Origin of the sequence: Ensifer sp. PDNC004 (assembly GCF_016919405.1) — a bacterium.
Lineage (GTDB): Bacteria > Pseudomonadota > Alphaproteobacteria > Rhizobiales > Rhizobiaceae > Ensifer.
The window spans coordinates 120,637-139,754 of sequence record NZ_CP070352.1 but is presented as its reverse complement, the minus strand read 5'-3'; the positions used below and the strand labels follow the sequence as shown (position 1 = coordinate 139,754).

Sequence of the window (19,118 nt, the reverse complement as noted above, 5' to 3'; positions counted from 1 at the left end):
TCGCTCAATCGATCAGGGCGCTGATTTGTTCCCGCCTCGCGGCGCCAAGATGCTGTTTTCTCAAGAGCAAACGCCATCTGTCTCTAGGTCTTTTCGCCGCCGCCAATCGTCCCAAATCCGTGGCCAGATGCGCGCGCCACCGCCGCGTCCGAGAAAGTCTCTTGACAGAACATGAAACTCGAAATCTTATTGTAAAGCGTTTTAGTAAATCGGTTTACAACGGCAAGGGATGGAGCCAAGGTGACCACACGACGCGTCACAGGTCTGAAGGATGTAGCCCGAGCTGCCGGCGTTTCAGTGACGACGGTGTCGCGCCTGCTGAACGGATCGCTCGACCTGCCCTTCGAGACGAAGAAGCGGATCTCGGATGCGATCCGCGACCTCAATTACCAGCCCAACCCGCATGCCCGCCGGCTTAGCCGCGGTCGCTCCGACACGATCGGTCTTGTCGTTCCGGATATTGCCAACCCCTTTTTCGCAACCCTCGTGGCAGCCGTCGAAGAAGAGGCGGATACCCGCGGTCTTGCCGTCTCTCTTTACGCCACCCTGAACCGGGCCGGTCGTGAGGTCGCCTATCTCCAACTGATTGAACGCAATCACGTCGACGGCCTGATCTTCGTCACCAACCACCCGGATGACGGTCAACTCGCCACCTTGATAAACCGCACCGGCAAAGTCGTGATCGCCGACGAAGACGTCCCCGGCGCCCAGGCACCGAAGCTGTTCTGCGACAACGAGATGGGTGGATCGCTCGCCGGCCGGCATCTGGCCGAATTCGGGCATAGGGATGTGCTCTTCGTCGGCGGCCCCGAAGCGATGATCAGTTCGCATCGACGCTTCAACGGTCTTGAGCGGGCGCTGCGCGATGCGTTCGGCGAAGATTTCCGGCTGTCAAAATACGCGGGCGACTACACCGTGACCTTTGGTCGGTGGGCGGCGAAACGCTTCATCGAGGAAGGCCGCCCAGCAACGGCGATCTTCGCCAGCTCGGACGAAATCGCCATCGGCATGATCGAGGTCTTCCGGGACCAGGGGGTGTCCGTTCCCGACGATGTCTCTGTCATCGGCTTCGACGATGTCGGCCCGCTGCATCTTTTCGGTCCGCCCATGACCGCCATCCGCCAGCCGGTCCGCGCGATCGGCGAGCGTGCCCTCTCCCTTCTTCTCGAAACAAACTGGCAGGGCAAGCAGGCTCTCGTCGAAGAGCTCCTGCCAGTCGAAATCGTCGTGCGGAAATCCGTTGCTCCGCCGGCGAAACGATAAATCACGCAATGGAGAACCAACAGAGGATGAGAACATGAACTGGAATTTGAAACGCAGGACCTTAATCGCCACGCTTGGATTCACGGCGTTGACGACCCTCGGCGCGGCTCTCTCGCCGGCCCTTGCCGCCGAAAAGACCTTTGCACTCGTGCAGATCAACCAGCAGGCGCTTTTCTTCAACCAGATGAACGAAGGCGCGCAGAAGGCAGCTGACGCTGCCGGCGCGAAGCTCGTCATCTTCAATGCCAACAACGACCCGGCCGCGCAGAATAGTGCGATCGAAACCTACATTCAGCAGAAGGTCGATGGCATCGCCGTCGTCGCAATCGACGTCAACGGCATCATGCCGGCCGTCAATCAGGCGGCCGAAGCCGGGATCCCCGTCGTTGCCATCGATGCGATCCTTCCGGAAGGCCCGCAGAAGGCGCAGATCGGAGTCGACAACGCCACGGCGGGCGCCGACATGGGCAAGTTCTTCCTCGATTACATCAAGGCCAACGCCGATGGCAAAGCCAAGATCGGTGTCGTCGGCGCGCTCAACTCGTTCATTCAGAACGTTCGCCAGGAAGGATTTGAAAAGACCATCAAGGATGTCGACGGCATCAGTTCGGCCGGCGTCGTCGATGGACAGAACGTGCAGGACAACGCGCTTGCGGCCGCCGAGAACCTGATTACCGGCAACCCCGACCTGACCGCGATCTATGCGACCGGCGAGCCGGCCCTGATGGGTGCCATCGCCGCGGTTGAAAGCCAGAGCAAGCAGGATAGCGTCAAGGTCTTCGGTTGGGATCTTACCGCCCAGGCGATCGCCGGCATCGACGCAGGCTACGTCACCGCCGTGATCCAGCAGGATCCTTCTGCAATGGGCGCCGCTGCCGTCGACGCCTTGAAGAAGGTCTCCGACGGCGGCAGCGTCGAGAAGACCATCGCCGTGCCGGTAACGATCGTCACCAAGGACAACGTCGAGCCATATCGGGCGATCTTCAAATGATGACGACTGAAAGACAGCATCCTCCCGCTGTCGCTGGTGTCGGGGGGGCTTTGCCCTCCCGCGCCGGTGTCAGCCCCCGCGTGTCCCTGAAGGGGATCGTCAAGACGTTCGGATCGCACCAGGCGCTGCGCGGCGTCGACCTCGATATTTATCCTGGCGAATGCCTTGGCCTCGTCGGTGACAATGCCGCCGGCAAGTCGACGCTGACGAAGGTCATCTCTGGAACCTACATTCCCGATGGCGGGACCATTACCCTGGAAGGCGAAGAGGTCCGCTTTTCAGGACCTGCAGATGCGCGCAACCGCAATATCGAAATGGTCTTCCAGGACTTGAGCCTTTGCGACCACATCGACGTGGTCGGCAATCTCTTCCTCGGTCGAGAAATCAGCAAGGGACCATTCCTTGACACGAAGACCATGCTCGCCGAAGCACGCAAGATGCTCGACGCGCTGGAAATCCGCATTCCGCGGCTGACCGGCAAGGTCGCCCAGCTCTCGGGCGGACAACGGCAGGCGATCGCGATTGCGCGTGCCGCATCGTTCAATCCGAAGGTCCTGATCATGGACGAGCCCACCTCGGCACTCGCCGTGGCGGAGGTCGAAGCCGTGCTCGCGCTGATCAACCGCGTCAAGGCAAAGGGTGTCTCGGTCATCCTGATCACCCATCGCCTCCAGGACCTGTTCCGCGTCTGCGACCGCATTGCCGTCATGTACGAAGGCACCAAGGTGGCAGAGCGCGAAATCGGCAAGACCAACCTGGAAGACCTCGTCAAGCTGATCGTCGGGGAAGGAGCCAAGCAATGACGGCCTACACCGAACGCGCGAAAGGCTCACCCGCGGCAGACTTCCTCTCGGAAAACGCCCAGGTCCTGTCGATCGCCTTCTTCTTCCTGGCCTGCGTCGTCTTTTTCGCGGCCACGACCGATACCTTCATGACGCTCGGCAACATTCTGAACGTCATCCGCCAAGCAGCGCCGATCCTCATCGTCGCGGTCGCCATGACACTGGTGATTATCACCGGCGGCATCGACCTCTCGGTCGGTTCGCAGGTCGCCCTGGTCAATGCGGTCGCGGCCATCGTCTTGGCGATGGGGTATCCCTGGCCTCTCGTCGTCATCGCGATGCTCTTCTTTGGTGCCTTCCTTGGCTTCGTGCAGGGATGGTTCACTGCCTATCAGGGGATTCCGGCCTTCATCGTCACGCTTGCCGGCCTGTCGATCCTGCGCGGCTTGGCGCTCTATCTGACGCAGGGCTATTCGATCCCGATCAAGGATGCCCCGGGCTTCTTCATGCTCGGCCGCGGCGAATTGCTGGGTATTCCGATGCCTGCCCTGATCGCGGTTGCGGTCGCGGTCGCTGGTTATGTCGTCATATCCTCGACCAAGTACGGCCGCCAGGTCGTCGCCGTCGGGTCCAACATGGAAGCCGCCCGCCGCGTCGGCATGCCGGCGAAATGGGTGATCGCTTCGGTCTATATGATCGCTGGCGTCGCCTGCGCCCTTGCCGGCCTCTTGATCGCTGCGCGCCTCGGCTCCGGTTCCTCGAATGCTGCTGTCGGCTTCGAGCTTCAGGTCATCGCCGCGGTGGTGCTTGGCGGGACGTCGCTGATGGGGGGCCGCGGAACGATCCTGGGCACCGTGCTCGGCACCATGACGATCGCCGTCATCGGCAACGGCCTCATCCTCATGCATATCTCGCCGTTCTTCACGCAGATTGTTACCGGCGCGATCATTCTCGTTGCGATCTGGCTCAATACGCGGATCTTCACCGCCAACTTCCGCTTCGGCGGCAAGAGATGACCGCCATGAGCAAGGAACTGTCCGAAGGACATGTGCGGTCCGGCAAGGTGATGACGGTGCACGGCGCGATCGGTGCGGATCAACTCGGCATCACGCTGATGCACGAGCATATCCTCAACGATTGCCGCTGCTGGTGGAACGCGCCGCAAACGAAGGAGCGTCAGTATCTCGCTGAAGGCTTCGTCTGCATGGAGATCCTTGGCGAACTGCGCCAGGACCCCTTCGTCAACAAGCATAACATCACGCTTGACGACGAACCCCTGGCGATCGCCGAATTGCAGGCTTTCGCGACTGAAGGCGGCCGCACGGTGGTTGAACCCACCTGCAAGGGCATCGGTAGAAACCCGCTCGCCTTGCAGCGGATCTCCAAGGCGACGGGCCTCAACATCGTGATGGGAGCCGGGTACTATCTTGCCTCCTCGCATCCGGCCGAGGTCGCCGACATGAGCGTCGACCAGATCGCCGACGGCATCGTTCGCGAGGCCATCGACGGTGTCGACGGCACGGGCGTCAAAATCGGGCTGATCGGCGAGATCGGTGTCTCCTCCGATTTCACTCCAGCGGAGGAGAAGTCCCTGCGTGGGGCCGCCCGGGCGCAGGTCCGGACCGGCTTGCCGCTGATGGTGCACCTGCCCGGCTGGTTCCGGCTCGGCCACCGGGTGCTCGATGTCGTCGCCGAGGAAGGTGGGGATCTGCGCCACACCGTACTTTGCCACATGAACCCGTCCCACGGCGACTTCGCCTATCAAAGCGAACTCGCCGAGCGCGGGGCGTTCATCGAATACGACATGATCGGCATGGACTTCTTCTATGCCGATCAGCAGGTGCAATGCCCGAGTGACGAAGAGGCGGCACGGGCGATCGCCAGGCTGGTGGACACCGGCCACATGGACCGCATCCTGCTTTCGCACGACGTGTTCCTGAAAATGATGCTCAGCCACTACGGAGGCAACGGCTACGCCTACGTCCTGCGCCACTTCTTGCCGCGCCTCAAACGGCACGGACTGGACGACGGCACGCTCGACAGAATGATGCGGGACAATCCCCGCTCGGTATTCCAAACCGGGGCCTGACATCGGCTCCCAACGCAATTCAAGACATACGGATAGACCATGACAAAGAAAGTGCTTCTCGTCGGTGAGAGCTGGGTAAGCTCCGCCACCCACTACAAGGGTTTCGACCAGTTCGGCAGCGTCACCTTCCACCTGGGCGCGGAACCGCTCGTCAAGGTGCTCAAGGACAGCGAATTCGAGCTGACCTACATGACCGCGCACGACGCCGTCGACCAGTTCCCCTATGAGATGGCCGGCCTCGACCAGTATGATGCGATCATCCTTTCCGACATCGGCGCCAACTCGCTGTTGCTGCCGCCGGCAGTATGGCTGCATTCGCGCACCGTTCCGAACCGCTTGAAGCTCATCAAGGCCTGGGTCGAAAAGGGTGGAGCGCTGCTGATGGTCGGCGGCTACTTCTCCTTCCAGGGCATCGACGGCAAGGCCCGCTGGCGCCGCACGGCCGTAGAAGACACGCTTCCGGTCACCTGCCTTCCTTATGACGACCGCGTCGAGATTCCCGAGGGTGCCGTCGCCGACGTCGTCAAGCCGGATCATCCGACCATGGCGGGGCTTTCGGGCAGCTGGCCGTTGCTTCTTGGCGTCAACGAAGTGGAGGTACGCGATGGAGCCGAGGTCATCGCCCGGCTCCCGGAAGACCAGGGCGGGCACCCGCTGCTCGTGCTTGGTGGCTTTGGCAAGGGGCGCACCGCCGCCTGGACGTCCGATATCGGCCCGCACTGGCTGTCGCCGGCATTCTGCGAGTGGGAAGGCTACGGCCGCCTCTGGAAGAACATCCTTGGATGGATGACGGAGACGGCGCGCTAAGCACGGCGAGGACCGCGCGCTGGGAAGAGCCTCAGCGCGCGGCGAGGATCGCTTGCAACTGCTCAATCGACGGAAACGCCGAACGGGTTCCGGGACGGCTGACAGTGATGGCGGCGGCCCGTGTTGCATGTTCGATCGCGGTGCGATCGAGACGACTGCCACGAAGTGCAGCGGATGCGAGCGCCACCGCCATGAACGTGTCGCCGGCGCCCGTGGTGTCGACGACGTCACATTCGACGGCGCCGATCCGGACACTGCTTTCGGCGGTGACGAGCATGGCTCCGTCGCCGCCGAAGGTCAGAACGACTTCGCGAACGCCGGCCGCAAGCAGCTTGCGGGCAGCCTCTTCGCCGCTGGTGCCGGTCATTGCCTGCGCCTCGCCCTGGTTGAGGAAGGCGATGTCGATCAAAGGCCACAGGGTGCCGAAATAGGGACGCAAGGGAGACGGATTGAAGGCGGTGATCATGTGGCGAGCGCGTGCAGCTTCAAGGATGCCGCGTGTCGTTTCGTCCGACAGGTTTCCCTGGAGCACCGCAAGGTCGCCGGGGACCGCGTCGGTCAGCGGAGCGATGGCGTCGGCAAGCGTGAGGTTCTGTGCAGAGTCGGTGGTCGTGATGTTGACGTTTTCGCCATCCGGCGTGGTCAGCACGATCGAGAAGTCGGTGGACTTCCCGAGGACCGGCACAAGCCTGCTGACCACCGGCTCGCTCGCCAGATGCTGGCGGATCATGTCGGCGCGAAAACCGTCGCCGAAGGCTGCGACAAGGCTCGTCGGCAGGCCCGTGCGGGCCATGACGACAGCCTGGTTCGCGCCCTTGCCACCAAGGTCCCGGGACCGCTGGCTACCGTGGATCGATGCGCCCGCAGCCGGCATTTCCGACACGGCGATGGTCTCGTCCACCGTCACATTACCGATTACGTAAGCGTGCATGAACATACCTTCGAAAGGGAGAGAAATGCAGGAAATATCTGACAAGTCCTCAAGCGCCATAAGGGAAATATTCGGGACTGACAAGGTTCTGATCGGCATGATCCATTGCCCGGCCTTCCCCGGTGCGCCGCGTTATCGGGGCGCCGATATGTCCGCGATCTACGACGCCTGCATGCGCGATGCCGAGGCCTTGGTCGAGGGGGGGCTGCATGGCCTGATGATCGAAAATCACGGCGACGTGCCGTTCTCCAAACCGGAAGATATCGGTCACGAAACGGCCGCCTTCATGTCCGTCGTCACCGACCGGATCGCCCGGGCGACGGGTGTGCCGCTCGGCATCAACGTTCTCGCCAATGCGCCGATCCCGGCCTTTGCCATCGCCATGGCTGGCGGTGCCAAATTCATTCGCGTCAACCAGTGGGCCAATGCCTATGTCGCCAACGAAGGCTTCATGGAAGGGCGGGCCGCAGAAGCGATGCGCTACCGATCGTTGCTGCGCGCCGAGCACATCAAGGTCTTTGCCGACAGCCATGTGAAGCACGGTGCCCACGCCATCGTTGCCGATCGCTCGATCCAGGAACTGACGCGCGACCTCGCCTTCTTCGACGCCGATGGCGTGATCGCCACCGGTCAGCGCACCGGCAATACGGCCACCATCGCGGAAATCGAGGAGATCGGCTCGGCGACAAACCTGCCGCTTCTGGTCGGCTCGGGCGTGACCAAGGACAACATCCTCGAAATCCTCAAACGCACCAACGGCGTGATCGTTGCCTCGTCGCTGAAGCACGGCGGGGTCTGGTGGAACCCGGTCGATATCGAGCGGGTGAAGGCTTTCCGCGCCGCTGCCGAACCCGCGCTCGAGGCGTGACGATGGCGGCTGAAACGCTTTCGGAACAGATCCTGCGGGAGAACGCCGCCGTCTTCGAAGCCATGGTGAACCATCGCTTTGTCTATGACATTGTCACGGAGCGCCTGCCCACGCCGGTTTTCGAACGCTATCTCGTCTATGAGGGCGCGTTCGTGGAAACCGCGATCTCGATCTTCGCCTTCGCGACGGCGAAAGCCGAGACAATTGAACAGAAGCGCTGGCTGGTTGCCGTTCTGGACGCGCTCGCCAACCAGCAGATCGCCTATTTCGAGCGGATTTTTGCCGAGCGCAACATCGATCCCGGCGCCTATGATCTCGATGTTGCTGAGGTCGAGGCTTTCCGGGCGGGCATGCTCGAGATCGCCCGAAACGGCGGTTTCCTCGATACCGTCGCTGCCATGTTCGCGGCCGAGTGGATGTACTGGACCTGGTCGAAAAGGGCCGTCCGGTCATCGTTTGCCGATCCGCATTTGAAGGAATGGGTGGAAATGCACGCCGATGATGAGTTCGCGGCCCAGGCGATGTGGCTGAAGCAAGAACTCGATGCGGCCGGCAACACGCTCGACGCTTCCGAGCGCAAGCGCCTGAGCGCGATCTTCGGGCGAGCGCAGCAGCTGGAAATCGCCTTTCATGATGCAGCCTACGGCTGATCAAGGCGACATGTGAGAACGACGATGACCTCTCGAACAACGATCAACGGCAAGCGCCTGCTCAAGCGTCTCGACGATTTCGCAAGAATCGGCGGGACGCCGGCCGGCGGTGTCAACCGGCAGGCTTTGTCGCCGGAGGATCGCGCCTCCCGCCTCATGCTGGCGGAACTCGCGCTTGCGCGCGGTTTTCGTGTCTTTCAGGATCCGATGGCCAACCTGTTCATCAGGCGGGAGAGCCGTTTTCCTCATCGCCCGCCGTTCGTCATCGGCAGCCACCTCGACAGCCAGCCGACCGGCGGGCGCTTTGACGGGGCACTCGGCACCCTGACGGCCTTCGAGGTTATGGAGAGCCTCGAAGATGCCGCTATCGAGACCGATCTTCCGCTTGAGGTCGTCGCCTGGACCAACGAGGAAGGAAGCCGTTTTGCCCCGGGCACGATGGGGTCTATGGCATTTGCCGCCGGCGCGATCCCCGAGGCCTGGTCCGATCTTCGCGGGCGCGACGGAGCGTCGTTCGTCGACGAGTTGGAGGCAACACTGAAAGCCTTGCCGGACGCCGAATTGCGCCCACTTGGCTTCCCGATCTCCGGATACCTGGAGCTTCATATCGAACAGGGGCCGTCGCTCGAGCGGGAAAACATACCGGTTGGTATCGTCTACGGCATCCAAGGCACGCGGTGGTTGGAGGTCACGATCGATGGACAGGCAGCGCATGCCGGCACGACGGCGCTCGAATTCCGTCGCGACCCGATGGCCGCCGCCGTTGCCGCGCTTGAACCACTTTACAAGAATGTCATGCCGAGCGACCCGCGCGCACGCTTCACCGTCGGCCGCTTCGCAGTCGAACCAGGTTCGGTGAACGCGATACCTGGTTCGGTCACGTTTAGCGTCGATCTGCGCCACCCGGAGACCAAAGCCATCGACGACTTGGAGGCGCGGGTCCGGCAGGCATTAGACAGCGCCTCCAAAGCGAACGGTTGCCAGAGCACAGCGCGGCAAATCTTCGACATGCCGCCCGCCCTGTTCTCGGACGGCCTGCTCGCCTGTCTCGATCGCGCCGCCGCCTCGCTCGGATTAAAGACCAAGCGCATGCTTTCCGGCGCCTTCCACGATGCCCTGTTCCTCAATCGCGTTGCGCCGGCCGCCATGATCTTCGTGCCTTGCCGCGACGGGCTCAGCCACAATGAAGCGGAATATGTCGAGCCCGCGCATTCCATCGACGGTGCCCGTATGCTGTTTGCCGCAACCCTCGAAGCGCTAGCCGCGAGCACATAGGGGCAGCGCCCGGGCAACCAAAGCGCAAGCGCGCTCCGCTTATGATGGCGAATATGCCATCCGAATGTGCCGCATCCGGGTGGATGATATTTTTTTCGTCGACCATGGATGAGAAATCGCATCGGCTCCGTATATGCGGGTATGGATTCTAAGAAGGGTGCTTTCGACGTTATTGGGCAGCTGGCCGCGCTGCGGCGCTATGCGCGTTCGCTTGCGCGCAATTCGCCGGACGCTGAAGATCTCGTCCACGATGCCCTGGTGAGAGCCTACGAGCGGCGCTCGACGTTCCGGTCAGGTGCGAACCTTCGGAACTGGCTCTTCGCCATCGTTCGCAACGCCCATATCGATCGCGTGCGGTCGGCGATGTCGCGCGGCCAGCGTGACTGCCAGACGGCGCAGGAAGCGGCGGCGTCCTACCCGGCCCACCAGGAACACAGCGTCCGGCTCGCTCAGGTTCGCGAAGCGTTCATGCTGTTGCCGGAAGAGCAGCGCGAAGCCCTACACCTCGTTGCGGTCGAAGATCTCTCCTACCAGGAAGCGGCCGACATACTCGATATTCCCGTCGGGACCTTGATGTCGCGCGTCTCGCGCGCACGAGCGGCCCTCAGGGATTTCGAAAGCGGTCGGAAGAAGCCCAACCATCTGAAGCTTGTCGGAGGCGACAGTGACTGACGTCGATACGATTACCGATGGCGATCTCGACGCCTACATCGACAATCAGCTGGATGCGACCGGTCGGCTACGGGTCGAGACCTGGCTTGCCAGGAACCCGGATGCTGCGGCGCGCGTCATGGCCGACCTTGGCATGCGCACCACGCTCAAGCTGGCGATGACGTCGGACGCCGTTGCCGGTCGTCCGGAAACGCGCGAGGCGGCTCGGCGCCTTTCATCTGGCCTGGCCAATGCGCGCGTTTGGAACGCGCTGCAAAAAGTTGCGGCGGTCGGCTTGCTGGTGTCAGTCGGGTGGATTGCGCATTCGGCGGTCGGCCCGAGCGAAGTCAATGCCTCGGCCCATCCGCCGGCTTTCGTGGAGCACGCCATCCGCGCCCATCAGACCTCGGTCGTCAGGGCGGGAATGCCGTCGCAGCCGGAGGTTCAGACCTATGACCGGGACGACATTCGTGCCGCGACCGCCATCGTCATGCCGGAGCTCCCGAAGGGCTGGAACGTCGTCGATGTCCAGGTGTTCCCCTCGGAATTTGGCCCCAGCGTCGAGATGAGCGTCAAGACCGATGCGGGCACAGTCATTTCACTTTTCGCCGGCAGGCCCGGTCGCTTCGCGGTCGAACCCGTGAAGGACCTCAACCTATCCAATGCCGAGGCTGCCTGGTGGCAGGTCGGCGAGGTTGCCTATGCCGTCGTTTCAAGCACGCCGGGCATCGGCCTCAGCGACGAGGCCGAGCTTCTCAAGAACTCACTTTACTGAGGAAACCTTCATGTATCAGAATCAGAACCGCTTCGGCGGTATGAGCCAGGCTTCGGCCGCCGCCCTCGACGAGGGCCTTCGCCAGCACATGCTGCGCGTGTTCAACTATATGGGCCTCGGCCTCGTGGTGACGGGCCTCGTCGCCTTCATCGTCGGCACAACGCCGGCGCTTTACGTGCCGATCTTCTCCACCCCGCTGAAGTGGGTGGTGATGCTGGCGCCCCTCGCCTTCGTCTTTTTCTTCTCGTTCAAGATGCACTCGATGTCGGCATCTTCGGCGCAGATGACCTTCTGGGCTTTCTGCGCCGTCATGGGGCTGTCGCTCGCCTCGGTGTTCCTGGTCTTCACCGGCGCCAGCATCGCCCGCACCTTCTTCATCGCCGCCACGATGTTCGGCGCGACGAGCCTCTACGGCTACGTGACGAAACGGGACCTTGCGAAGTTCGGTTCGTTCATGATCATGGGCCTGATCGGCGTGATGATCGCTTCGATCGTCAACATCTTCCTCGGCTCCAGCGCTCTTCAGTTTGCCGTCTCGGTGATCGGCATCGTCGTCTTCGTCGGTCTGACCGCCTGGGACACGCAGAACATCAAGGAGCAGTATGCCGACAACTTCGACCAGGAATCCCAGCAGAAGCTGGCGGTCTTCGGCGCCCTCTCGCTCTACCTGAACTTCGTCAACATCTTCCAGCTGCTGCTGAATTTCACCGGCCAGCGGGAAGAATAACAGTCGCCGATATCAAGGACATATCTCATGGATCGCAATGATCAGCAGGCTATCGACGGCCTGTTCTCCAAGCTCGCCCAGGCGGAGCGGCAATCCGCTCCGCGCGACGCGCAAGCGGACCGATTCATTCAGGAGCGGATCGGCCAGCAGCAGGGCGCGCCCTATTACATGGCGCAGACGATCGTCGTGCAAGAGCAGGCGCTGGAGGCGGCTCAACGCCGCATTGAAGAACTGGAAGCGCACAGTGCACAGAGCCAGCAGCGCGGTGGCTTCTTCGCCTCGATGTTTGGCAGCAATGCTGCCCCTCCGCGCCCGGCGCCGCAACAGGCCGGGTATGGCCATGCCGCGCCGAGCTCGCCATGGGGCAACCAGAGCCAGGCTTACGGCCAGCCGATGCAACAGCGCGCCGGCGGCGGCTTCCTCGCGGGCGCCGCGCAGACTGCGATGGGCGTCGCCGGTGGCGTCCTGCTCGGCAACGCGATCGCGGGCATGTTTGGCGGCAACGAGGCCCAGGCCGCTCAACCCGCCGCCCCGGCTCCGGAGCCGGAAGCGCCCGCTGACGACATGGATTTCGGCGGCGACGAAGATATTTGACGCCGCTTTTGGCTTCCGGGGATCATCCCCCTCCCCCGGAAGCCAGCCTCCTACAAAGACCATCCTCTTCTCATGATCCCAGCTGCACCAAGCCCATTGCCTGTCCGCCATCCGGTCACGACGACCCGCCACCTCTCCGGTCGCGCAGGATGGGCCGCGTTCGGCTTGCTGTTTGCCGCGCCTTATCTGGCCTATCCGACAAGGCAGACCACGCGGCATGCCTGACGACGCCGACCCTGACCAACCTTTATCAGACCCTACAATCGCGGCGCCGCTGAAGCGGTTCCGCGGTCACTTCCGTTGCGCTCGTAGCCGTCTGCCAGACGGGCGCGCGACGCATTTTCTTTTCCCCTTAACAATAGAAGGATTGGCCTTGCCTGATCACGACCAGTTGACGGTCGAGCACGAGGAAGACGGCGCGCTGCTCGTCGACGGATGGATCGATATCCGCCATGTCTCAAAGCTGCTGGACGTCGATCTCGTGGATGAGGCCGACCGCTACTCCACGCTGGCGGGCCTCGTTCTCTGGCGCCTGGGGCATTTGCCAAACCAGGGTGAAAGCGTCAGCTTCGGTGGCCTGACCTATGAAGTCGTCGCCTTGGATGGCCGCAACGTCGACAAGGTCAGAATCAGAAGGCCGCAGTTGGAGGAGATGGCGGGCGCGCAGTTTCGCTGAGCTTCCGCCAGGCTGCTTCCGCATCGCGAGTTAAGCAGCCGCTCCGCCAGTTTTCACGCCCGACAGTGGCTATTCCGCCGGTTCGGGCGTGAAAAACACGTCGGCATGCATGTCCGAGCGGTTCAGGCCACGCGCAAAGGCGACCTCCATCGCCGCATCCACCATCGGCGGTGGGCCGGCGACATAGGCTTTCCATCCGTCGAGGTCAGACAGATCCTCGGCCACGGCCTCTGTCACAAACCCCCGGCGGTGGTGCGCCGAATCCGCCTCCGACAAGACCGCCTGGAAGACGAGATTGGCGTGCCACTCGGCGAGCGCGCGGAAATGATCGACGAGATAGAGATCGCGCTCGCTGCGTGCGCCGAAGTAGAGATGGATCGGCTGCTTCATGCCGTGGGCAAGGGCCGTTTCGACGATCGACTTGATCGGTGCTAGACCGGAGCCGCCGGCGATGCAGAGGATCGGACCGGAATGGTTCTCCCGCAGATACGACGATCCCATCGGGTATTCCAGCGCCACCCTGTCGCCTGCCTTCAGAGCGCCGTGCACATGTTGCGAGGTCGCGCCGCCGACGACATGACGAATGTGGAACTCCACACCGCCATCGCCGTGTCGATTGGCCATGGAATAGCTGCGGGCCGGGACCCCTTCAAAGCGGACATCGGCATATTGCCCCGCGACGAAGCGCGAACTCGCCCCACCCACGGCATCGATGCGCACCAGCTTGATGTCGTGCGTGAGGTCCTCCAGATGCGTCACGATGCCGTTTAGCAGTTGGGGCGACTGAGGCGTATCTTCTTCGCCGTTTCCAAGCCATGCCACGGCAGTGTCCGTTACGGGAAGCGCCCGACAGGCGAGGATAAGGCCGCCGGCTTTCTCCTCATCGGTGAGAGCGAAGAGCGAATGCTGGAGCAGCTCCACCTCGCCTTCGATCAGCCGAGACTTGCAAGCGCCGCACCGCCCGGACCTGCAGCCATGGGGGTAAGGAAGCTTGGCCGCGAGCGCGGCGTCGAGAATGGTCTGGTCGGCATGCACCTCCAGGTTTGTCCGCGCCGATCGTATGTCTATGCGTTTGACGGTCATATCAAATGTTTCCTCATGAGAGTTCGGATCCGCTCGCCGGCCGGCTTCTGACGGCGGCAAGCGGAAATGCCCGCAGGCTGCGGCTTCCAGCGCTGGTAAGGTCAAGGGGTGTCGGATTACGGCCGACGCTTTTGGGTTCGGATGCCGTAGGCTCTGAATGCGACGGCGAAGCTGCACCGATCGCCTGGCGGGACTTTCGGCGCGACGGCACCAATGAGAGTGGCGTGGCGCCCCAGCGGAGAGCACGGCTCAATCGTGCGCGGCGGCTCCCCTACCGGAGTGCCGGCCGCTAAGAATACACAAGACGAAAATGCAGATTTTCCAATCTCTTTCCGGCAGATCCTGATCATTCGCATCAGGGTAAGCGAAAGAAATTTCTGGAGGTCTTGACCTTTCCATCGTTGGAAACCGCACCTTCGCGAAGAACTGATCGTTGCCGTGGCCACTCCGGCCGGGCGCGTGAACAAATGAAGGTGAACGAGAATGCGTAAAAAGGCCGCCGCCCTGTTTCTAGCCGGTATCGCAGCCGTTGGGGGGCTTGCCCTTGTCAACAACGATGGAGCGGGAACCTTCGCCAAACGCCTTCTTGCGCTTGCCTCCTCGACCAGTGCGTCCGAGGCAGTCGCGGCGACCGGTACCACGGGTGCGCCCATGCCCAAGGTTCCGGTCGCCGAGGTCGTCACGCGCGAGGTCGCGCCGGCGGTGGAATTCACGGGCCATTTCGAGGCGGCAAAATCCGTTGAACTGCGTCCGCGCGTCGGCGGCGCCGTCGACAGCGTCAGTGTTCCCGAAGGCGCGCTCGTGAAAGCAGGACAGATCCTGTTTCAGATAGATCCGCGACCGTTCCAGGTCGCCCTGGACGCCGCCACGGCGCGGTTGAAACAGGCGATCGTCCTGCTCGATCACGCCGACATCGCGTTCCAGCGCGCCAAAACCCTGGTTCCGAACGGAACCGTGTCGCGCAAGACCTATGACGATGCCGAAGCCGTCCAGCGCCAACGGCAGGCCGAGGTCGAAATTGCCAAGGCGGCAGTGGCTGCGGCAGAGCTCGATCTCTCCTTCACCCGCGTCGTGGCTCCGATCGGTGGGCGGGTCGATCGCGTGCGAGTGACCGAAGGCAACCTGGTTTCAGGGGGCAATGCCGGCGCCGCCACGCTCCTGACCACCATCGTTTCGATGGACCCGCTTTATGTCTACTTCGACATAGACGAGGCGACGTTTCTCGATTTTGTCGGGCGAGCGCGGCCTGACAAGGGAGAAGGCGCCACCGAGACGCTGCCCGTCGGGATTGGCGTCATGACGGATACCGGTTTCCCCCATGCCGGCGTTCTCGATTTCATCAGCAACCAGGTCGAACGCAGCACCGGCACGATCCGGGCCCGCGCGATCGTCGCGAACCCGGACGGACTGCTCGCGCCCGGCCTTTTTGCACGGGTGAACCTGGTGACAGCCGAGCCCGCCCGCACCGTTCTGATCGACGATCAGGCGATCGGTACCGATCAGGGGCGCCGCTACGTGCTGGCCCTTGGGCCTGAGAACAAGGCTGAATACCGGCCGATCGAGCTGGGGCCGATGATCGACGGCTTGCGTGTGGTCTCAAGCGGTCTCAAGCCGGGTGAAAAGATCATTCTCAAGGGCCTCGTGCGACCCGGTATGGAGGTGGACCCGCAGGCGGTATCGATGGTGTCGGCCGAGGCGGCCGAAGGTGATGTGGCAGCGGCCGCATCGCAGGAGGCGCGTCGATGAACATTCCACGCTTTTTCGTCGACCGCCCCATCTTCGCGGTCGTTCTTTCGGTGTTGATGCTGATCGTTGGTGGCCTGACCCTCCTGAAGCTGCCGCTCAGCGAATATCCCCAGGTGACGCCGCCGACCGTGCAGGTCACCGCAAGCTATCCGGGCGCGAGCCCCGAAGTGATCGCCGAAACGGTTGCCGCTCCGCTGGAGCAGGTGATCAACGGCGTCGAGAATATGCTCTACATGAGCTCGCAGGCTGCAACCGACGGACGCATGACGCTGACGGTGACCTTTCAGCAGGGCACCGACCCCGATATGGCGCAGATTCAGGTTCAAAACCGCGTCTCCCGCGCGCTTCCGCGCCTGCCACAGGAAGTTCAGCGCATCGGCGTCGTGACGCAGAAGACCTCGCCGGACATCCTGATGGTCGTGCATCTCGTCTCCCCCGACGACCGCTACGATCCGCTCTATCTGTCGAACTTTGCCACGCTGCAGGTTCGCGACCAGCTCGCGCGCCTGTCCGGTGTGGGGGATGTGCTTGTCTGGGGCGCCGGCGAATACTCCATGCGGGTCTGGCTCGACCCGGCCAAGGTCGCAGCGCGCGGATTGACCGCCTCCGATGTGGTCGCGGCAATCCAGGAACAGAACGCCCAGGTGGCCGCCGGCTCCGTCGGCCAGCAACCGGATGCGTCGGCAGCGCTGCAGGTCACGATCAACGCGCTCGGCAGGCTATCCAACGAGGAGCAGTTCGGCGCGATCGTCGTCAAGACCGGCGCCGATGGCCAGGTCACACGGCTGCGCGACATTGCCCGTATCGAACTGGGCGCGGACTCCTACGCGCTGCGCAGTCTTCTTGACGGCGAGCCGGCGCTGGCGCTGCAGATCATCCAGAGCCCCGGCGCCAACGCACTCGACGTGGCAAGCGCCATTCGCGCCACCATGGAAGACCTGCAGAAAGGCTTTCCGGAGGGCATCGAGTATCGCATCGCCTACGACCCCACCGTCTTCGTGAAGGCCTCGCTGGAGGCCGTGGTGATGACCCTGCTCGAAGCGATCGTTCTGGTCGTCATCGTGGTCGTGCTCTTTCTGCAGACCTGGCGAGCGTCGATCATCCCGCTGGTTGCCGTGCCGATATCGTTGGTCGGCACCTTTGCGCTGATGTACATGTTCGGCTTTTCGCTCAACACGCTCTCGCTCTTCGGCCTGGTGCTGTCGATCGGGATCGTGGTCGATGACGCCATCGTCGTCGTCGAAAATGTTGAGCGTCACATCGCGCTTGGCGAAACGCCGAAGGAAGCGGCGCGCAAGGCGATGGACGAGGTGACCGGACCGATCATAGCCATCACCTCCGTGCTCTCGGCCGTGTTCATTCCGTCCGCCTTCCTGTCCGGCCTGCAAGGCGAGTTCTATCGCCAGTTCGCGCTCACGATCGCCATCTCGACGATCCTGTCTGCTGTCAATTCCCTCACGCTTTCCCCGGCACTGGCGGGCGTACTTCTGAAGCCACACCACGGCGAGGTGAAGCGCGATCTCTTGACCCGGGTGATCGACGGCCTGTTCGGCTGGTTCTTCCGGCTTTTCAACCGGTTCTTCGAACGCGCTTCGGATGCCTATGTCTGGTCCGTCCGCCGTGCCGTCAGGCTCAGCGCGCTCGTCCTACTCGTCTACGCCGGCCTGGTCGCCGTGACATGGCTGGGCTTCCAGACCGTGCCGGTCGGTTTTGTGCCGGCGCAGGACAAATACTACCTCGTCGGCATCGCCCAATTGCCGACAGGCGCTTCGCTCGACCGGACCGAGGCGGTCGTCAAGAAAATGTCGGAGATCGCGCTCACCGAACCAGGCGTGGAAAGCGTCGTCGCCTTCCCGGGGCTTTCGGTCAACGGCATGGTCAACATTCCCAATGCCGCCGTCATCTTCACGATGCTGACGCCGTTCGACGAACGCAAGGATCCCTCCCTGTCCGCATTCGCGATCGCAGGACGCCTGATGGGCAAGTTCAGCCAGATACCGGACGGCTTCGCCGGCATCTTCCCACCGCCCCCCGTTCCGGGCCTCGGCACGACCGGTGGCTTCAAGATCCAGGTCGAGGATCGGGCCGGGCTCGGTTTCGAGGCGCTTGCCGAAGCACAGGGCGCGATCGTGGGCAAGGCGATGCAGACACCGGAGCTTGCCGGCATGCTCGCAAGCTTTCAGGTGAATGCGCCACAGGTGCAGGTGGACATCGATCGGGTGAAAGCCAAGTCTCAAGGGGTGCCGCTCAACACCATCTTCGAAACGCTGCAGGTCAATCTCGGTTCGCTCTACGCCAACGATTTCAACCGTTTCGGCCGGACCTATCGCGTGGTGGTTCAGGCGGACGCGCCATTCCGAATGCAGCCGGAAGATATTGGCCGGTTGAAGGTGCGCAACGCGGCGGGTGCAATGATCCCGCTGTCCGCGCTGCTGACGGTCAAGCACAGTTCGGGGCCGGATCGCGTCATGCATTACAACAGCTTCCCGTCGGCCGATATCAGCGGCGGACCGGCGCCCGGTTATTCCTTCGGACAGGCGACAGCAGCCATAGAACGGATCGCCGCGGAGACGCTGCCACCCGGCATGACCTTCGAATGGACGGAGCTCGCCTATCAGGAGAAGCAGGCCGGAAACACGGCGATGTATATCTTCCCCCTGTCGGTCCTGCTGGCGTTTCTCATTCTCGCCGCCCAGTACAACAGCTGGTCGTTGCCCTTCGCCGTTTTGCTGATCGCGCCGTTGGCGCTGCTTTCCGCGATCGCAGGCGTCTGGCTTACCGGCGGCGACAACAACATCTTCACGCAGATCGGCTTCGTCGTTCTCGTGGGGCTCGCGGCCAAGAATGCGATCCTGATCGTCGAGTTCGCGCGAGCGAAGGAGGATGAAGGCGCCGATCCCCTGTCGGCCGTACTCGAGGCAGCCCGTCTTCGGCTGAGACCAATCCTGATGACGTCACTCGCCTTTATCGCCGGCGTCGTTCCGTTGGTGATTGCGACGGGCGCCGGCGCCGAGATGCGTCACGTCATGGGGATTGCCGTCTTCGCGGGCATGCTTGGCGTCACTGTGTTCGGCCTTGTGCTGACACCGGTGTTCTACGTCCTGGTGCGGAAACTGGCGATCCGACGCGAAAATCGCCAAGGCAGCGAGGCAGTATCGCGCGACCAGCACGCCTGAAAAAACGGCGATCGCATGCCGGTCGGGCCCCATG

The 19,118-nt window shown here is 62.8% G+C and carries 18 protein-coding genes; 16 read left to right on the top strand and 2 right to left on the bottom strand.

Features of this window, described 5'->3' with window-relative positions; translation table 11 throughout:
- Positions 1-240: 240 nt before the first annotated feature.
- The 6 genes from JVX98_RS00625 to JVX98_RS00600 are packed head-to-tail and all read left to right on the top strand — an operon-like array spanning position 241 to position 5,932.
- Positions 241-1,263, top strand: a complete 1,023-nt coding sequence (locus JVX98_RS00625; protein ID WP_246764835.1) for a LacI family DNA-binding transcriptional regulator — start codon at positions 241-243, stop codon at positions 1,261-1,263.
- Positions 1,264-1,297: 34 nt separating this feature from the next.
- The gene (locus JVX98_RS00620) at positions 1,298-2,254 is read left to right on the top strand and encodes a substrate-binding domain-containing protein (protein WP_205236507.1); all 957 of its coding nucleotides are present in this window, start codon (positions 1,298-1,300) and stop codon (positions 2,252-2,254) included.
- Complete coding sequence (locus JVX98_RS00615) at positions 2,254-3,057, top strand: ATP-binding cassette domain-containing protein (RefSeq protein WP_205236506.1); 804 nt, start codon at positions 2,254-2,256, stop codon at positions 3,055-3,057. Before JVX98_RS00620 ends, JVX98_RS00615 begins: the two co-directional genes overlap by 1 nt.
- The gene (locus JVX98_RS00610) at positions 3,054-4,052 is read left to right on the top strand and encodes an ABC transporter permease (RefSeq protein WP_192449862.1); all 999 of its coding nucleotides are present in this window, start codon (positions 3,054-3,056) and stop codon (positions 4,050-4,052) included. Before JVX98_RS00615 ends, JVX98_RS00610 begins: the two co-directional genes overlap by 4 nt.
- Before the next feature lie 5 nt (positions 4,053-4,057).
- Positions 4,058-5,125, top strand: coding sequence for a phosphotriesterase (locus tag JVX98_RS00605; protein ID WP_205236505.1), 1,068 nt, complete (start codon positions 4,058-4,060; stop codon positions 5,123-5,125).
- Positions 5,126-5,164: 39 nt separating this feature from the next.
- Entirely contained in the window at positions 5,165-5,932 is a 768-nt protein-coding gene (locus JVX98_RS00600; protein ID WP_034790452.1) for a glutamine amidotransferase, read from the top strand.
- A 31-nt stretch (positions 5,933-5,963) separates the two neighbouring features.
- Here JVX98_RS00600 and JVX98_RS00595 read toward each other — a convergent pair whose 3' ends face one another.
- Positions 5,964-6,863, bottom strand: a complete 900-nt coding sequence (locus tag JVX98_RS00595) for a ribokinase (RefSeq protein ID WP_192449864.1) — start codon at positions 6,861-6,863, stop codon at positions 5,964-5,966.
- A gap of 25 nt (positions 6,864-6,888) precedes the next feature.
- Between JVX98_RS00595 and JVX98_RS00590 the strand changes: the two genes are divergently transcribed.
- The 8 genes from JVX98_RS00590 to JVX98_RS00555 all read left to right on the top strand — a co-directional run bounded on the left by JVX98_RS00590 (position 6,889) and on the right by JVX98_RS00555 (position 13,079).
- Entirely contained in the window at positions 6,889-7,731 is an 843-nt protein-coding gene (locus JVX98_RS00590; RefSeq protein WP_205236504.1) for a BtpA/SgcQ family protein, read from the top strand.
- A 2-nt stretch (positions 7,732-7,733) separates the two neighbouring features.
- A complete protein-coding gene (locus tag JVX98_RS00585) occupies positions 7,734-8,381 on the top strand; it encodes a TenA family protein (RefSeq protein WP_205236503.1) in 648 nt (215 codons plus the stop codon).
- A 24-nt stretch (positions 8,382-8,405) separates the two neighbouring features.
- Positions 8,406-9,656: a Zn-dependent hydrolase gene (locus tag JVX98_RS00580; RefSeq protein ID WP_205236502.1), complete on the top strand. Its 1,251-nt coding sequence runs from the start codon at positions 8,406-8,408 to the stop codon at positions 9,654-9,656.
- 141 nt (positions 9,657-9,797) lie between these two features.
- Positions 9,798-10,328, top strand: a complete 531-nt coding sequence (locus tag JVX98_RS00575; RefSeq protein WP_205236501.1) for a sigma-70 family RNA polymerase sigma factor — start codon at positions 9,798-9,800, stop codon at positions 10,326-10,328.
- Positions 10,321-11,082, top strand: coding sequence for an anti-sigma factor (locus JVX98_RS00570; protein WP_205236500.1), 762 nt, complete (start codon positions 10,321-10,323; stop codon positions 11,080-11,082). Before JVX98_RS00575 ends, JVX98_RS00570 begins: the two co-directional genes overlap by 8 nt.
- Positions 11,083-11,092: 10 nt before the next feature.
- Positions 11,093-11,809, top strand: a complete 717-nt coding sequence (locus JVX98_RS00565) for a Bax inhibitor-1/YccA family protein (RefSeq protein ID WP_034790478.1) — start codon at positions 11,093-11,095, stop codon at positions 11,807-11,809.
- A gap of 27 nt (positions 11,810-11,836) precedes the next feature.
- Positions 11,837-12,403, top strand: a complete 567-nt coding sequence (locus tag JVX98_RS00560; RefSeq protein WP_205236499.1) for a DUF2076 domain-containing protein — start codon at positions 11,837-11,839, stop codon at positions 12,401-12,403.
- A 217-nt stretch (positions 12,404-12,620) separates the two neighbouring features.
- Entirely contained in the window at positions 12,621-13,079 is a 459-nt protein-coding gene (locus tag JVX98_RS00555) for a transporter associated domain-containing protein (protein WP_205236498.1), read from the top strand.
- A gap of 69 nt (positions 13,080-13,148) precedes the next feature.
- Here the strand turns inward: JVX98_RS00555 and JVX98_RS00550 are convergent, their stop codons facing one another.
- Positions 13,149-14,162, bottom strand: a complete 1,014-nt coding sequence (locus JVX98_RS00550) for a 2Fe-2S iron-sulfur cluster-binding protein (RefSeq protein WP_205236497.1) — start codon at positions 14,160-14,162, stop codon at positions 13,149-13,151.
- A gap of 483 nt (positions 14,163-14,645) precedes the next feature.
- Between JVX98_RS00550 and JVX98_RS00545 the strand changes: the two genes are divergently transcribed.
- Together JVX98_RS00545 and JVX98_RS00540 are read left to right on the top strand one after the other, a co-directional pair.
- Positions 14,646-15,908 (top strand): efflux RND transporter periplasmic adaptor subunit, encoded by a 1,263-nt coding sequence (locus tag JVX98_RS00545; RefSeq protein WP_205236496.1) that lies wholly within the window; start codon positions 14,646-14,648, stop codon positions 15,906-15,908.
- Positions 15,905-19,084, top strand: a complete 3,180-nt coding sequence (locus tag JVX98_RS00540) for an efflux RND transporter permease subunit (RefSeq protein ID WP_205236495.1) — start codon at positions 15,905-15,907, stop codon at positions 19,082-19,084. Before JVX98_RS00545 ends, JVX98_RS00540 begins: the two co-directional genes overlap by 4 nt.
- Positions 19,085-19,118 lie beyond the last annotated feature (34 nt).

Excerpts from the sequence above, each read along its gene's own strand:
- JVX98_RS00620 (WP_205236507.1), top strand. The coding sequence starts at position 1,298 with ATGAACTGGAATTTGAAACGCAGGACCTTAATCGCCACGCTTGGATTC.
- JVX98_RS00615 (WP_205236506.1), top strand. The coding sequence starts at position 2,254 with ATGACGACTGAAAGACAGCATCCTCCCGCTGTCGCTGGTGTCGGGGGG.
- JVX98_RS00610 (WP_192449862.1), top strand. The coding sequence starts at position 3,054 with ATGACGGCCTACACCGAACGCGCGAAAGGCTCACCCGCGGCAGACTTC.
- JVX98_RS00605 (WP_205236505.1), top strand. The coding sequence starts at position 4,058 with ATGAGCAAGGAACTGTCCGAAGGACATGTGCGGTCCGGCAAGGTGATG.
- JVX98_RS00600 (WP_034790452.1), top strand. The coding sequence starts at position 5,165 with ATGACAAAGAAAGTGCTTCTCGTCGGTGAGAGCTGGGTAAGCTCCGCC.
- JVX98_RS00595 (WP_192449864.1), bottom strand. The coding sequence starts at position 6,863 with ATGCACGCTTACGTAATCGGTAATGTGACGGTGGACGAGACCATCGCC.
- JVX98_RS00590 (WP_205236504.1), top strand. The coding sequence starts at position 6,889 with ATGCAGGAAATATCTGACAAGTCCTCAAGCGCCATAAGGGAAATATTC.
- JVX98_RS00585 (WP_205236503.1), top strand. The coding sequence starts at position 7,734 with ATGGCGGCTGAAACGCTTTCGGAACAGATCCTGCGGGAGAACGCCGCC.
- JVX98_RS00580 (WP_205236502.1), top strand. The coding sequence starts at position 8,406 with ATGACCTCTCGAACAACGATCAACGGCAAGCGCCTGCTCAAGCGTCTC.
- JVX98_RS00575 (WP_205236501.1), top strand. The coding sequence starts at position 9,798 with ATGGATTCTAAGAAGGGTGCTTTCGACGTTATTGGGCAGCTGGCCGCG.
- JVX98_RS00565 (WP_034790478.1), top strand. The coding sequence starts at position 11,093 with ATGTATCAGAATCAGAACCGCTTCGGCGGTATGAGCCAGGCTTCGGCC.
- JVX98_RS00560 (WP_205236499.1), top strand. The coding sequence starts at position 11,837 with ATGGATCGCAATGATCAGCAGGCTATCGACGGCCTGTTCTCCAAGCTC.
- JVX98_RS00555 (WP_205236498.1), top strand. The coding sequence starts at position 12,621 with ATGCCTGACGACGCCGACCCTGACCAACCTTTATCAGACCCTACAATC.
- JVX98_RS00550 (WP_205236497.1), bottom strand. The coding sequence starts at position 14,162 with ATGACCGTCAAACGCATAGACATACGATCGGCGCGGACAAACCTGGAG.
- JVX98_RS00545 (WP_205236496.1), top strand. The coding sequence starts at position 14,646 with ATGCGTAAAAAGGCCGCCGCCCTGTTTCTAGCCGGTATCGCAGCCGTT.
- JVX98_RS00540 (WP_205236495.1), top strand. The coding sequence starts at position 15,905 with ATGAACATTCCACGCTTTTTCGTCGACCGCCCCATCTTCGCGGTCGTT.